At 75.3% G+C, this 13,516-nt stretch carries 13 protein-coding genes; 8 read left to right on the forward strand and 5 right to left on the reverse strand.

Going from position 1 to position 13,516, the window contains the following annotated elements:
• Window positions 1-97: 97 nt before the first annotated feature.
• Complete coding sequence (locus tag B9L22_RS03230) at window positions 98-1,744, reverse strand: glucan endo-1,3-beta-glucosidase (RefSeq protein WP_086149181.1); 1,647 nt, start codon at window positions 1,742-1,744, stop codon at window positions 98-100.
• A gap of 237 nt (window positions 1,745-1,981) precedes the next feature.
• Between B9L22_RS03230 and rlmC the strand changes: the two genes are divergently transcribed.
• On the forward strand, window positions 1,982-3,106 hold the full coding sequence (rlmC, locus tag B9L22_RS03235; protein ID WP_086149182.1) for a 23S rRNA (uracil(747)-C(5))-methyltransferase RlmC: 1,125 nt from the start codon (window positions 1,982-1,984) through the stop codon (window positions 3,104-3,106).
• A 31-nt stretch (window positions 3,107-3,137) separates the two neighbouring features.
• Here rlmC and B9L22_RS03240 read toward each other — a convergent pair whose 3' ends face one another.
• Window positions 3,138-3,752 (reverse strand): DinB family protein, encoded by a 615-nt coding sequence (locus B9L22_RS03240; RefSeq protein WP_086149183.1) that lies wholly within the window; start codon window positions 3,750-3,752, stop codon window positions 3,138-3,140.
• A gap of 48 nt (window positions 3,753-3,800) precedes the next feature.
• Between B9L22_RS03240 and B9L22_RS03245 the strand changes: the two genes are divergently transcribed.
• Window positions 3,801-4,403, forward strand: a complete 603-nt coding sequence (locus B9L22_RS03245; RefSeq protein WP_086149184.1) for a pyridoxamine 5'-phosphate oxidase family protein — start codon at window positions 3,801-3,803, stop codon at window positions 4,401-4,403.
• A 249-nt stretch (window positions 4,404-4,652) separates the two neighbouring features.
• Here B9L22_RS03245 and B9L22_RS19900 read toward each other — a convergent pair whose 3' ends face one another.
• Both B9L22_RS19900 and B9L22_RS03255 read right to left on the reverse strand, forming a co-directional pair.
• On the reverse strand, window positions 4,653-5,258 hold the full coding sequence (locus B9L22_RS19900; RefSeq protein WP_086149185.1) for a hypothetical protein: 606 nt from the start codon (window positions 5,256-5,258) through the stop codon (window positions 4,653-4,655).
• A gap of 208 nt (window positions 5,259-5,466) precedes the next feature.
• Complete coding sequence (locus B9L22_RS03255; protein WP_198947187.1) at window positions 5,467-7,080, reverse strand: class I SAM-dependent methyltransferase; 1,614 nt, start codon at window positions 7,078-7,080, stop codon at window positions 5,467-5,469.
• 266 nt (window positions 7,081-7,346) lie between these two features.
• Between B9L22_RS03255 and B9L22_RS03260 the strand changes: the two genes are divergently transcribed.
• Window positions 7,347-7,529 carry a hypothetical protein gene (locus B9L22_RS03260; RefSeq protein ID WP_085386565.1) on the forward strand — a complete coding sequence of 61 codons (183 nt, stop codon included), beginning with the start codon at window positions 7,347-7,349 and terminating at the stop codon, window positions 7,527-7,529.
• Here B9L22_RS03260 and B9L22_RS03265 read toward each other — a convergent pair.
• A complete protein-coding gene (locus tag B9L22_RS03265; RefSeq protein WP_158097136.1) occupies window positions 7,516-8,661 on the reverse strand; it encodes a VanZ family protein in 1,146 nt (381 codons plus the stop codon). The genes B9L22_RS03260 and B9L22_RS03265 overlap by 14 nt on opposite strands.
• 268 nt (window positions 8,662-8,929) lie before the next feature.
• Between B9L22_RS03265 and B9L22_RS03270 the strand changes: the two genes are divergently transcribed.
• The 5 genes from B9L22_RS03270 to surE all read left to right on the forward strand — a co-directional run bounded on the left by B9L22_RS03270 (window position 8,930) and on the right by surE (window position 13,513).
• Window positions 8,930-9,988 (forward strand): 2,3-butanediol dehydrogenase, encoded by a 1,059-nt coding sequence (locus B9L22_RS03270; RefSeq protein WP_021483082.1) that lies wholly within the window; start codon window positions 8,930-8,932, stop codon window positions 9,986-9,988.
• Between the two features lie 121 nt (window positions 9,989-10,109).
• Window positions 10,110-10,673, forward strand: coding sequence for a TIGR03086 family metal-binding protein (locus B9L22_RS03275; RefSeq protein ID WP_086149186.1), 564 nt, complete (start codon window positions 10,110-10,112; stop codon window positions 10,671-10,673).
• A 97-nt stretch (window positions 10,674-10,770) separates the two neighbouring features.
• Window positions 10,771-11,658, forward strand: coding sequence for a glycerophosphodiester phosphodiesterase family protein (locus B9L22_RS03280; protein ID WP_086149187.1), 888 nt, complete (start codon window positions 10,771-10,773; stop codon window positions 11,656-11,658).
• Between the two features lie 9 nt (window positions 11,659-11,667).
• Window positions 11,668-12,678: a 1-phosphofructokinase family hexose kinase gene (locus B9L22_RS03285; RefSeq protein ID WP_086149188.1), complete on the forward strand. Its 1,011-nt coding sequence runs from the start codon at window positions 11,668-11,670 to the stop codon at window positions 12,676-12,678.
• 61 nt (window positions 12,679-12,739) lie between these two features.
• The gene (gene surE, locus B9L22_RS03290; protein ID WP_086149189.1) at window positions 12,740-13,513 is read left to right on the forward strand and encodes a 5'/3'-nucleotidase SurE; all 774 of its coding nucleotides are present in this window, start codon (window positions 12,740-12,742) and stop codon (window positions 13,511-13,513) included.
• Window positions 13,514-13,516 lie beyond the last annotated feature (3 nt).

Consider the following 13,516-nt stretch of genomic DNA (forward strand, 5'->3'; position numbering starts at 1 on the left):
GGCCCGGCCCCCGGCCCGCACGCCGGTGCCCGACGACGTCCCGGGAGCGGGCGTCGTCGGGCACCGGGCGGCGGGGCCGCTCAGGCGACGGGCGCGGTCAGAGCGTCCAGCGCTGGGCGTCGGTCTGGTTGCAGGTCCAGAGCTGGACCTTCTGGCCGTCACGCAGCGGTGCGCCGCCCTGGGCGTCGAGGCACTTGCCGGACTGCGGGTTGCGCAGCGCCTTGGTCGCGGAGTCGTAGGTCCACTTCTGCGCGCCCGTGCCGTTGCACGTGTAGATCCACACGGCGGTGCCGTCGGCCGTCCCGCTGCGCGCGACGTCGAGGCACTTGCCGAGGGCGCGCACCGTCCCGTCGGTCCCGCGCGTCCACTGCTGCGCCGCGTTGCCGCTGCAGGTGGCGAGCTGGACCTGGTTGGTGTCGGTCGGGTCGGCCCACGGGACGTCGAGGCACAGCGTGCTCCCGATGCGGAGCGCGCCCGTCCCGGCGGGCAGACCACCGGGGGTGCCCGGCTGCTCGGTGCTGCCGCCGTTCCCGATGGGCGTGGCCGTGCCGGTGAACGGGTCGAGCTTGATGTACGCGGCCTGGGGGTTGCCGTCGTGGACGAGCGACTCGTGCGCGCCGACGTCGTCGAATGCGAACGCGTACGCCTTGCCGTTCGCCATCTGCTGGTGCGCGAGCTTCGCGTAGACGTTCGTGCGGGCGTCCTGGTAGAAGCCGGCGCTGCTCGCGTCCGGCTGGTTCGGGTTGGTCAGTGCCGTGGTGCGGACGAGCGCGGCGCACAGGGTGCGGGCGATCGGCCCGACGACGTGGTCGTTGGGCGCCTGGAGGTCCTTGTGGCACCCGTACACGCTCGACGCGTCGGGCTTCTTGAAGGCGGCGACCTCCTGCCCGGACCCGTTCCTGAAGCGGAACCAGTCGCCGTCGACCCGGCCGCGGAACTGCGTGCCGGGCTCGTGGGAGAACGGCGTGACGACCATGTCGCGCGTGCGGTACGAGTTCCACACCTCGGTGACGTAGGAGTCGATCGAGGCCGACGAGATCTTCCCGACGTCGATCCCGTGCGACGGGTTGAGCGCGCGCAGGCGGCTCCCGTCGGGCGCGCGCTGCACGAGCCCGCCCCACCCCGCGCTCTCGAGGGCCGTGTAGAACGCCTCGTAGCCGTTCGGCTTGAGCATGCCCGTGCTGAGGACCTGCCCGTCGGCGCGCTGGACGCCCACCTGGTACGGCGCGGACCAGTGGTCCACCTGCGTGCTGTTGATCCACAGGCCGCCGTCGTTGAGCGTGTACTCGGTCCAGTTGAAGAGGATGTTCCGGTTGGGGTCGGAGTCGTTCTGGACGGCGGGCTGGACGAGCCGCCCGTCGAGCACGATCTGGAACGTCATCTTCTGGCCGTACGAGTAGTAGACGCGCCCGGACAGCTTCGGGAGCCGGATCGTCACGGACTGGCCGGGGCCGGGTCCGGCGATCGACGCGTCGGGTGCCGGGACGGGCACGGGCCCGACCCCGCCGGGCCACGGGTGGAACGTGCCGCCCGCGTCCGCCCAGCCGGCGACGCCGTCGCGCTCGCCGAGGACGTACAGGTAGATCGGCCCCCTGCCCGAGTCGTTGGTGATCGTCAGCGGGATGGTCGCGGGGACCGCGCTCGCGGGCGCCGCCACGCCGACCAGCGCCCCGCTCACCGCGAGGACCGCGGCGCACAGCGCGGCCCACGCTCGTCTGCTGCTGTTCTTCCTGTCGTGAGGCATACGGGATCTGCTCCTGTTCGGTTGCTCCGTCGAAACCGGTCGCCGGACCGTTCCGGCGACAGCGTTGCCACAGGAGGTGTGGAAGCGCTGCCACGACCGTAACGGACAGCGGCCCGCGACGCCAGGGAGCGCTCCCCGGAGTCCGGTGCGGCGCGCTGGGGGCCATGGATCGACGCCGCGGCGCTCTCTCCGTGCGCGGCCCCCGGGAGGGAGCCGGTCGCCCGTAGACTCGAACGAGTGCAGTGCCACCACTACGACGCCGGCCGGTGCCGGTCGTGCACCCTCCTCGACCTCGCCTACCCCGCGCAGGTCACCGGCAAGCAGGAGCACTGCGCCGAGCTCCTCGCCCCGCTCGCGCCGGACCTCACCTGGCTGCCCACTGTCGAGTCCGCCGAGTCCGGCTTCCGCAACAAGGCGAAGATGGTCGTCACCGGCACCACCGACGCCCCGGTGCTCGGGATCCTCGCGGAGGGCGGCGGCGTCGACCTCACCGACTGCCCGCTCTACCCGTCCGCGCTCCAGGCGTCGTTCCCCGCGTTCGCGGCGTTCGTCACGCGCGCGCGGCTCGTCCCCTACGACGTCCGCACCCGGCGTGGCGAGCTCAAGTACGTCCTCGTCACCCTCTCCCCCGACGGCGACCTCATGGCGCGGTTCGTCCTGCGGTCCACCGAGTCCGTGCCGCGGGTCCGCAAGCACCTGCCTGCCCTGCTCGACGCTCTCCCGTCGCTGCGCGTCGTGTCCGTGAACCTGCACCCCGAGCACAAGGCCGTCGTCGAGGGCGAGACGGAGACCGTGCTCACCGAGGCCGAGACGCTCCGCATGCACGTCAACGGGATCGACCTCCACCTGCGCCCGCAGAGCTTCTTCCAGACCAACACCGACGTCGCCGCGGCCCTCTACCGCCAGGGCCGGGCCTGGGTGGACGACGCCGCACCCGCCACGGTCTGGGACCTCTACTGCGGCGTGGGCGGGTTCGCGCTGCACGTCGCGGGGCCCGGTCGCGACGTCGTCGGCGTCGAGACGAGCGCCGAGGCCGTCGCGAGCGCACGGCTCACCGCGCGCGACGCCGGGCTCGACCGCACGACCTTCCTCGCCGAGGACGCGACCGCGTTCGCCCTCTCACGGCAGGACGTGCCGGACCTCGTCGTCGTGAACCCGCCACGGCGCGGCATCGGGGAGACGCTCAGCACCTGGCTGGAGCGGTCCGGCGTCGGGCACGTCGTCTACTCGAGCTGCAACGCGACGACGCTCGCGCGCGACCTGGCCCTCATGCCGTCGCTCCGACCGCGCGAGGCGCGCGTGCTCGACATGTTCCCGCAGACGTCGCACTACGAGGTCGCGGTCCTGCTCGAGCGCGCCTGACCTCGCCCGGCGTCCGCGAGCGCCGCGCGGCTCAGGGGCGCTCCCCCGCGCGTCGGGACGCCTCGACGGCCGCGGACTCGACGCGCGCCCGGTAGGCGGCCCACTCGTCGTCGTCCAGCGCGGGCAGGTTGCCCCGCCCGTCGCCCGTCGCGCCGTCGACGAGCTCGCGCACGATGTCGGCGTGCCCGGCGTGGTGCGCCACCTCCGCGAGCACGTGCACGAGCACCTGGTGGAGCGTGACGTCCCGGTTCTCCGGGCGCCACCACGGCACGTGCCCGGGCGCGTCGAGGTCGAGCGACGCCACGGTCGCGTCGCACAGCTCCGACGACCGCCGGAACAGCTCCAGGATCTCCTCCCGGCTCTCGTCCGCCGTGGCCCACATGTCGGCGTTCACCTCCGCGCCGTCGGCGAACCAGGGCAGGTCGAGGTCGTGCGTGCCGCCGAACGCCTCGTGCAGGTAGCCGAGCTGCACGCTGCCCACGTGCTTCACCAACCCCAGGACGTTCGTGCCGGTGCGCGTGAGCGGACGGCGCACGTCGTACTCGCTCAGCCCCTCCGCCTTGGCGAGCAGCGCGTCGCGCTCCCGGCTCAGGTACCGCAGCAGCGTCGCCTTGGGGTCGTGGTCCTGTGCCGTCCTCGTGCTCATCCACCGGACGTTACCGACGCCCTCCCACGCCAGTGCCAGACTCCCCTCATGGCCACCGTGCACGCAGAGATCACCGACCGACTGGCGGCGTTCGTCCTCGCGCAGCCGGTGTTCTTCGTCGGCACCGCGCCGCTCGCGGCGGACGGTCACGTCAACGTCGCGCCCAAGGGCATGGCCGGGACGTTCGCGGTGCTGGGGCCGCACCGCGTCGCCTACCTGGACTACACCGGCTCGGGCGCCGAGACGCCCGCGCACCTGCGCGAGAACGGCCGAATCGTCGTGATGTTCTGCGCGTTCGAGGGCCCACCGAACATCGTCCGCTTCCACGGGACCGGCCGGTACGTCGAGGCCGGCACCCCGGAGTTCGACGCGCTGCGCGCCCGCTTCCCCAAGCGCGAGACAGCGGGTCAGCGCGGCGTCGTGGTCGTCGACGTGACGCGGGTCTCCGACTCGTGCGGGTTCTCCGTGCCCCGCATGGCCCTCGTCGAGGACCGGGACCTGCTCGACCGCTGGGCCGACCGCAAGACCCCGGAGCAGCTCGAGGCCTACCGCGTCACGAAGAACACCACGAGCATCGACGGCCTCCCGGCGATCGGCGACGGCTCGCCCACCGCTCACACGACGACGCCACAGGAAGCCCTCGGGCGCTGACGCCTTGCGACGCCGGGCCCCTGGGTGCGCACGCACTCGAGAACCCAGAGCCCGCTGCGCGAGCGTGGCGCGTCCCCCAGTCGGGCCCTACCGGGCCTCTACCTCGCCGGGGCAGGGCCCCGGTTCCGCGAGAGAGCCCTGGCCCCGCGAGATAAGGGCGGGTTCTCGCGAGGTAGAGCCGGGGTCCGCGAGGTAGAGGCCTGGTCCCGCGGAGTAGAGGCCCGGTCCTGCGAGGGAGGACGCTCGACCTCACGAGGCGGGCCGCTCGTCCGCCGTCGCGGCGAGGTAGGCCCTCCCGCGCGGCGAGAGGCGGTACCCGACGTCGAGGCTCTCGGTGAGGCCGAGCTCCTTGAGCCGACGCACGCGCCCCTTGAAGTCGTCGCGGGCCATCCCGAGCCCGGCCGCGAGCTCGCGGGCGACGACGCCCTCGTGCGCGCCGATCAGCTCGAGGTACCGGCGCGTCCACGGCTCCGCGGCGGCCCGGTCCTTCCGCGCCAGCGCGGTGCGGAGCTGCTCGACGGCGTCCGCGTCGAGGTCCGCGTCCTCGCGCAGCGCGACGCGCGGGTCCGGGCCGGCGAGCCGCAGGCCCACGCGGTAGAGGTCGCCCTCGCGCCCGGCGCCCCGAGCGAGCACACGCTCGGGCGAGGTCATCCCCGCGAGGCGGGCCTCGTCGTCGGACACGACGGGCACGCCGTCCGGACCGACGGGCACGCGCTCGACCGACGTCACCTCGACGACGCCCACCCGCGTGCGCTGGAGCGTCCCGACGCGCACGCGCGGCGTCGTCCAGCGGCGGAACGCCAGCGTCACCGTCCCGTCCTGGAGGCCGCGCAGCGTGCGGGCGTCGAGGAGCACGCTCCGAGCCTACGACCACGTCGCCACGCCCTCCCGAGAGAGAGCGCGGCCGGCGAGGTAGAGCCGAGGTCACGACCTGGGCTCTCCCTCGGCCCACCAGGGCTCTACCTCGCGCGACCAGGGCTCTGCCTCGCGCGAGCCCGCGCGACCAGGGCTCTACCTCGCGCACGCCGTGAGACCGGAGCTCTACCTCGGCAGGGCAGGCAGGTCAGGCGAGCTCGGGGCGGCGGGCGACGGTGAGGACGTGGGTGTCGGGCCAGTCGACGGGCTCGCCGGTCGTGGCGTCGTGCAGGGCGGCGACGGGCGCGAACGCGTGCTCGACGACCCACTCGTTGCGCCACGCCCCGCTCCCCGGCTCGAGCTCGAACCCGGCGGCGGTGAGGAGCTCGGCCCACCGGGGGCCGGTGAGGTCGCAGAAGCGCTCGTGGCTCTCGGACAGCCAGTTGTCGACGTAGTCCTTGCGCGTGAGGAACTCCATCGCCTCGCGCAGCGTGAGCCGCCACGACCCGGGGCGCACGCGCTCGGGCCGGAAGTCGGCCCCGGAGAGGCGCGGGAAGTCGTACGCGAACTGGACGAGCCGCGCGTCGGTCGAGAGCGCCCCGACCCACGCCGCGACGTCCTCGCGCGCGAGGTCGTCGAGGTCGGTGCGGGCGCCGCCAGGCCCGTCGCCGGTCGCGGGGGCGCCGTCGTCGGTCCGCAGGGTGAGCACGACGACCCGGTCCGGCTCCGCGGGGCCGCACACGTCCGAGTTGATCCACACGCCGCCGGGCCGCGTGTGCGCGTGGACGCGGCGCGCGAACGTCTCGACGTCGCGCACGCCGTCCCCGTACGACGACACCTCGTGCGTGAGCGCGACGGTGAGGGTCGTGTCGACGGAGGCGTCGGGCATCACGGACCGGTCGAGGATGTTCGCCTGCACGAACCACACGTGCGGGTTCGCGAACACGCCCTGCGCCTTCTTGTGCTCGGCCTCCGCGACGAGGTGCCGTGCGACGTCGACGCCGAACAGGTCCGACTCGTGCAGGCGCGGCTCGCGCGCCACGTGCTCCAGGAGGCCGCCCGTCGCGCACCCGATGTCGACGATCCGGCCGGGCCGCACGTGCGGGGCGACCTGGGCCCACTTGCGCGCCGACGCGTCCTCGAACGCGGCGGCGTACGTGCGGTAGTCGCGCGTCGAGGTGAGGTCGCCGTCGCCGGACACGACCGGGTCGGCGAAGATGCGCCGGACGTCCTCGACGAACCGGTAGCGCGCGAAGAACTCCGGCACGGCGGGGTGCGCGACGTCGCGCCAGCGCTCGTCCCCCGCGGCGATCTGCTCGACGACGTCCCACGGCCGCGCGGGGAGGTCGCCACCCGGCTCGGCGGCGTCGAGCTCGACCCCCGCGACCCGGTAGCCGAGCGCGCGGTAGGCGTCGACGAGCGCGGGCGTCGAGCACGCGACGACGGTGTCCGCGGGGTCCGGCGCGACGCCGGTCGCGGTCGCGACGCTCGTCACGACGAGGTGGGCGAAGCGGTCGTCGGGCGCGACGTCGGGCACGGGCACGACGACGGACGCGAGGCCCTCCCGGGTCGTGACGTTCTCGACGAGCGCCTCGCGCCGGTGCCCGGGCAGCGGGTTGCGGCGGGTGCCCGCGTGGTTGGCGGACGTCACGACCCAGACGACCTCCACGTCGGGGGCGCAGCGCACGCGCCGACCGTCGAGGTCGTGCACGAGCCCGGCGCGCAGCGCCCGGAGGTAGTCGACCTGGTAGCGCGTGACGACGTGGTGGCGGCCGGGGAAGAGGATGCGGCGCACGGGCGGGCCGTCGGTGGGGAGGGGCACCCGCACACGGTGCGGCCAGGCGGCACCCGGGCGCAACCCGTCTCACGTCTCGGGCCGACAGCCGCAGTCCTGGGCGCCACCCGTCTCACGTCTCGGGCGGCCGGACGCAGCACACCCGGCGGGCCGGCGGTCGGGACGCGGCCGCTCACGAGGCGCGGAACGGCGCGGTTCCGCGGGTCCGGGCACGCGTCCGCGCCGCGCGACACGCCCGGACTGGACGGCCGTCCACGATGCAGCTGGGCGCGCCGTATGCGACGGTATGGGCGATGTTCTGGATCGTGGCAGGGGCTGTGCTCGTCGTGTCCGGCCTCGCGATCGCCGCGACGGCCGCCCGCGGCGCGCGCCGCGCCGGGTCGACCGGTGCGAGCGGCATCGCGATCGCGGTCGGCGGCGGCCTTCTCGTGTGGGGCGCCGTGGCCCTGCTCGTCGGCCTGCTCACCGAGGGCTGACCGGCACCTCCCGCGCGTCCACGAGCTCCGCCCCGCTCACCGCACCCGAGAGCCCGCGGCGCCCGCGGGTGAACGGGACCGCGACCACCGACACCACCGCGAACAGGGCCGCGAGCGGCGCCGCGACCGAGGCGGCCACCCCCACCGCCGCAGGCAGCCCCGCCGGCAGGTCGCTCAGCAGGCCGAGCGCTCCCCACAGGGCTCCGCCCGCCGCCGCGCGGGCGACGCGCTGCGCCGTCGTGCCGCGCCGCCCGGCCCAGCGCGGGGCGAGCCACACCGTCCGCTGGCCCCACGAGGCGCCGCTGCCGAGGAACGTCGGCACCACGAAGACGACCACGAACGGCACGAGCGTGCCGAGCAGCCACTGGGCCCAGTCCGCGCCGTCGGGCAGCGGGCGCCCGAGCGCGTAGAGCACCGTGCGGTAGGCGACCTGCAGCACGACGCCCAGCGCCGTGACGAGCAGCGCGTCGAGCAGCATCCCGAGCCACCGCCGCCAGGCGGTCACCGGCCGGGCCTCCTCCCGGCGCGACTCGAGCTCTCCCGCGCGCGGCATCCAGCGCAGCAGGAGGGGCGCCGCGAGCGCCCCGAGGAGCGCGCCGAGCGTGTTGGTCAGCACGTCGTCGACGTCGGCGACCCGGTACGAGCACGGGATGATCCCGAAGATCCCGGTGTACTGCGTGGTCTCGACGAGGAGCGACACGAGCAGGCCGGACAGCGTCGTGACGAGCACCCCGCGGCCGAGGTAGCGCCGCACGAGCACGCCCCAGGGGACGAACAGGACGACGTTGAAGACCACCTGGAGCACGGCGGTGCTGCGCAGGGTCGCGCCGAGCCCGAGCCCGGCCGTGTCCCGTCGGACGTCCGCGAGCGAGTGGAACGGCACGAGCTCGGCGCCCGCGACGCCGTACTGCGCGCACCACCGCGCGAGGTCGCCGCTCGGGAGCGGCAGGAGCGTGTAGGCGACGAGCGCGACCCCGTAGACCGCGACGGCGGCCGCCCCGAGCAGACGTCGGCCGCTCAGGCGGCCGTACCGCCGATACTGCCACGCGAGCGCGGGCACGAGGAAGGCGGCGAAGAGCAGGGCGCCCCCGAGCAGGCCGACGTACGCGGGCCACGTCCACCGGTCGGTCACGCGCAGGCTCCGCCCTGCGCGGGACGGCGCGCGGCGCGCGTCACGGTCGGGACCGGGGTCGGGTTCGGCGTCACGGGCCCCAGTATCGCGGCCGACGACGACCGGCCCGGCCCCGCGGGACCTTCGGCGCGGCCCGGGGCGGGGACGCCCGCCTACCGTGGAGGTGCGGTCGGGAACCACGGGTCGCCGAGGGTGCACCGAGGACCGGTCCGGGCCCGCCCGCCGCGCACCGACCGGTGCGCGCGGCACGACGGACGAGGTGAGCACGATGAAGGCGGCGCGGTACCACGGCAAGGAAGACCTCCGGATCGAGGACGTCCCGGAGCCCGAGACCCGGCCGGGGACCGTGAAGATCCGGCCCGCGTGGACGGGGATCTGCGGCTCGGACCTGCACCTCTACCTCGAGGGCCCGTTCCCGCCGGCGCCGTCGGAGACGCAGCCGCACCCCCTGTCGGGCGAGACGCTGCCCGTCGTGTTCGGACACGAGTTCTCCGGCGTGGTCGAGGAGCTCGGCGAGGGCGTCGAGGGCCTCGCGGTCGGGGACGCGGTCGTCGTCGAGCCGTTCATGGTGTGCGGCGAGTGCCCGCCGTGCCGCGACGGCCTCTACAACGCGTGCGTGAAGATGGGCTTCATCGGCATCTCCGGCCGCGGCGGCGGGCTGGCGGAGCACGTCGTCGTCGAGCGGCGGTGGGTGCACCCGGTGGGCGACGTCCCGCTGGACCAGGCGGCGCTCATCGAGCCGCTGGCCGTCGCGTACCACGGCGTCCGCCTCTCGGGGGCGCAGGCGGGCGACACGGTCCTCGTCGGCGGCGCGGGTCCGATCGGCCTGCTCACGTGCGCGGTGCTGCACGCGATCGGGGCGCGCGCGATCGTCACGGAGGTGAGCGGGGCGCGCAAGGCCAAGGCGCTCGAGACCGGGGTAGCCGACGACGTTCTCGACCCGCGCGAGGTCGACGTCGCCGCACGCGTCCTCGAGCTCACGGACGGCCGCGGCGCGGACGTCGCGATCGAGTGCTCGGGCGCGCAGCCCGTGCTCGACACGCTGACCCGCGCGCTCAAGGCGGGCGGCACGCTCCAGATCGTGGCGCTGTTCTCCGAGCCGCCGACGCTCGACGTCATGACGGTCCTGCTCCGCGAGCTGACCATCAAGGGCGCGATCGGGTACGCGGACGACCACCCGGCCGTGATCCGGCTCGTGCAGGAGGGCAAGGTCGACCTCGCCCCGTTCGTGACGAGCCGCATCGCCGTCGAGGACGTCGTGGAGAAGGGGTACCGAGAGCTCATCGACCACAAGGACGACCACGTGAAGATCGTCGTGTCGGTGTGAGACGGCGGCCCGCGGCCCCCACCGTCCCCGGGGGCCGCGGGCCGCGCTGCTCGACCTGCGGTGCGCGACGGGGCGTGCCACGGTGGAGGAGCACCGCAGCACCCGGCCCCGGGAGGCCCGCATGGACGTCCTCGCCGCCCACGGCGACGCGATCGGCGCGTTCGACGCGCTCGTGCGCCCGCTGCCCGACGACCGCTGGCCGCTCCCCACGCCCGACGCGGACTGGACCGTGCGCGACCTCGTCAACCACGTCACGGCCGAGCAGCTCTGGGCCCCGGAGCTCCTCGCGGGCCGCTGGATCGAGGACGTCGGCGGCGTGTTCGACGGGGACGTGCTGGGCGACGACCCCGTCGACCGCTGGGTCGACGCGTCCGTCCAGGCGCGCGAGGCGTTCCTCGCGCCGGGCGCCCTCGACCGTCGCGTGCACCTCTCGTACGGCGACGAGTCGGGCGCGGAGTACTGCGCGCAGATGACGTTCGACCTCGTCGTGCACGCGTGGGACCTGGCCCGGGCGACGGGCGGGGACGAGGAGGTCGACCCGGCGCTCGTCGCGTGGGCGCTGCGCTACGCCGAGGCGCGCTCGACGTTCCTTGAGCCCGGCCCGCTCTTCCGCGGTCCCCTCGACGTCGACGACGGTGCCGACGACCTCACGCGCCTCCTCGCGCTCACCGGCCGCGCGCGCTGACCCCCGCCGCACGACGACCGGGTGAACGTCGGCGGAACGTCCGGCGTGCGGCGTCCTGCGCAGGACGGCCGGGCGCGCCGCGCGCGAGACTGGCCCCATGCCGCTCGACCGCACCGCACCCCGGACGCCGGCGGAGCCGCCCGGCGCACCGGGTCGCGCCCGCCTCCTCGAACCGGCCGCCGACCGCGCGGACCGGCCCCTCGTCATCGGGCACCGGGGCAACTCGTCCGTCGCGCCGCAGAACACGCTCGCGGCGTTCGAGGCGGCGTGGCGCGCGGGCGCGGACGCGATCGAGCTCGACGTGCACCTCACGGCCGACCGGCACGTCGTCGTGCTGCACGACAACGTCGTGGACGAGACGACGGACGGCACCGGCCGCGTGGACGGTCTGACGCTGGCGCAGGTCCGCGCGCTGGACGCCGGGTCGTCGTTCGCGCGGGCGTTCGCGGGCCACCGCGTCCCCACGTTCGAGGAGGCGGCGCGGTTCGTCGCGGAGCGGCCCGGGCTGGAGCTGCTCGTCGAGCTCAAGGGCGTGTGGTCGGCGCACGACGCGGCGCTCGTGACGGGGGTCGTGGACGCCGCCGGGATCGGGGACCGGGTGGTCGTCCAGTCGTTCTGGCCGCCCACGGTCGCCGCGCTGCGCGACGCCGCGCCGCACCTCGACCGGGCGCTGCTGCTCGCGCTGCACCCGGACAGCCTCGACGAGCTGGTCGCGGTGTGCGCGGACCTCGGGGTCGTGGGGTGCCACCCGGAGGTCGCGCTCCTCGCGCACGAGCCGGGCCTCGTGGAGACGCTGCGCGACGCGGGCCTGCGCGTGCACGTGTGGACCGCGGACACGCCGGACGAGTGGGACGACCTCCTGGTCCAGGGCGTCGACGGCATCATGACCGACCGACCCGACCGCCTCGTCGGCTGGCTCGACGCGCGGCTCGGCCCCGCCGCGCACGCGGGCGCCCGAGAGGTGGACCTCGCCGCGTCGCCCTAGCCTCGACGGATGAGCGCGACGACCCCGCCGACGCCCCCGGGCGCGCACCCGCCCGGTACCGCGACGAGCCCTGCCGCGCCCGGCGGCACGCCCCGGTCGCCCGCGGTGTGCGTGCTCGCCCTGACGCCGCTGCTCGCGATCGAGATCGAGCCCGCCGGGCCGACCGAGACGTCGCCCGAGGTGCACGTCCACCCGGGCGGGCAGGGCCTGTGGCTCGCGCGCATGGCCTACTCGCTCGGGGCGCACGTCGTGGTCTGCGGGCCGTTCGGCGGCGAGACGGGCAGCGTCGCGGCGCACCTCGCCCGCACCGAGAACCTCGAGCTGCGCACGGTCGGCACCGGCGGCAACGGGGCGTTCGTCCACGACCGGCGCAGCGGCCAGCGCACCGAGCTCGTGACGATGGACCCCTACCCCCTGAACCGGCACGAGGTCGACGACCTCTACAGCACCGTCCTGGTCAGCGCGCTCGACGCGGCGGTCACGATCCTCACCGGCTCGGAGACGGGCGTCGGGGTCCCGGCGTCGTTCTTCCGGCGCCTCGCCCACGACCTGCACGCCTCGGACAGCCAGGTCGTCGCGGACCTCTCCGCGGACCAGGCCCGGGCCGTCGCCGACGCGCCGGGGGTCGTGCTGAAGATGAGCCACGAGGAGCTCGTCGAGGGCGGCTTCAGCGACGACGAGTCCGAGGAGTCGCTCCTGCGGTCCGCGCGCGCCATGGTCGACGCCGGCCCGCGCGCGCTCGTCGTGTCCCGCGCGCACGACCCCTCGCTGCTCGTCACGCGCGAGCACACGTACCGGGTCACGACGCCCCGCGTCACGACCGTCGACCACCGCGGCGCGGGCGACTCGATGACGGCGGGGATCGCCGTCGGGCTGGGGCGCGGGCTCGGCCTGCCCGACGCCGTCCGGCTCGGCGCCGCGGCCGGGGCGCTCAACGTCACGCGGCGGGGCCTCGGGACGGGCCGCCGCGACCAGATCGAGCGCTTCGCGCGCAGCGTCACGGTCGAGGACGTGACCTGACGCCCGCCCGCGGAGCGGGACCCCACACCGAGACCCGGACCCGAACCCTCAGGAGGACCGCGTGCGCGCACTCGTGACCAACGACGACGGGATCGACTCCCCCGGCCTGGCGGTGCTCGCCGGGGCGGCGCTCGACGCCGGGTACGAGGTCGTCGTCGCGGCGCCCGCCCGGGAGTCGTCCGGGGCGAGCGCCGCGCTGCTGGGCGCCGAGCGCGACGGCCGGCTGGCCGTCGAGCCGCGCCGTGCGCCCGGCCTGCCCGACGACGTCACCTCCTACGCCGTGCGCGCCGCCCCCGCGCTCATCGCGTTCGTCGCCGCGTACGGCGGGTTCGGCCCGCGGCCCGACCTCGTGCTCTCGGGCGCCAACAAGGGCGCGAACACGGGCAACGCGATCCTGCATTCGGGCACCGTCGGCGCGGCGCTGTCCGCGATGACCCACGGCATCCGGTCGCTCGCCGTCTCGGTCGACGCCGCCGAGCCGCGCCACTGGGACACCGCGCGGCTCGTCACCGACCACGTGCTCGCCTGGATGGACGGGAGTGCCGCCGACGTCCCGCTCGACCGGCGCACGCTCAACGTCAACGTGCCCGACGTCGACCCCGACCGCCTGCGCGGGCTGCGGCAGGCGCCGCTCGCGTCGTTCGGCCTCGTCCAGGCGAACATCCACGAGGACGGCGACCGGCACCTCGTGCTCCAGTACTCGGGCACCGAGCGGCACTCCGAGCCCGACTCCGACACCGGCCTGCTCACGCGCGGTTGGGCCACCGCGACGCTCCTCGTCGCCCCCTACGCGGACGCGAGCGTCGACATCCCGACCCTCCCGCCCTTGGCTTGACGA

It is taken from the genome of Cellulosimicrobium sp. KWT-B, assembly GCF_002127155.1.
GTDB classification, from domain to species: Bacteria; Actinomycetota; Actinomycetes; order Actinomycetales; family Cellulomonadaceae; genus Cellulosimicrobium; species Cellulosimicrobium funkei.

Excerpts from the sequence above, each read along its gene's own strand:
- B9L22_RS03270 (WP_021483082.1), top strand. The coding sequence starts at position 8,930 with ATGAAGGCGGCGCGGTACCACGGCAAGGAAGACCTCCGGATCGAGGAC.
- B9L22_RS03275 (WP_086149186.1), top strand. The coding sequence starts at position 10,110 with ATGGACGTCCTCGCCGCCCACGGCGACGCGATCGGCGCGTTCGACGCG.
- B9L22_RS03240 (WP_086149183.1), bottom strand. The coding sequence starts at position 3,752 with ATGAGCACGAGGACGGCACAGGACCACGACCCCAAGGCGACGCTGCTG.
- B9L22_RS03285 (WP_086149188.1), top strand. The coding sequence starts at position 11,668 with ATGAGCGCGACGACCCCGCCGACGCCCCCGGGCGCGCACCCGCCCGGT.
- B9L22_RS03280 (WP_086149187.1), top strand. The coding sequence starts at position 10,771 with ATGCCGCTCGACCGCACCGCACCCCGGACGCCGGCGGAGCCGCCCGGC.
- B9L22_RS03230 (WP_086149181.1), bottom strand. The coding sequence starts at position 1,744 with ATGCCTCACGACAGGAAGAACAGCAGCAGACGAGCGTGGGCCGCGCTG.
- B9L22_RS03260 (WP_085386565.1), top strand. The coding sequence starts at position 7,347 with ATGTTCTGGATCGTGGCAGGGGCTGTGCTCGTCGTGTCCGGCCTCGCG.
- B9L22_RS03245 (WP_086149184.1), top strand. The coding sequence starts at position 3,801 with ATGGCCACCGTGCACGCAGAGATCACCGACCGACTGGCGGCGTTCGTC.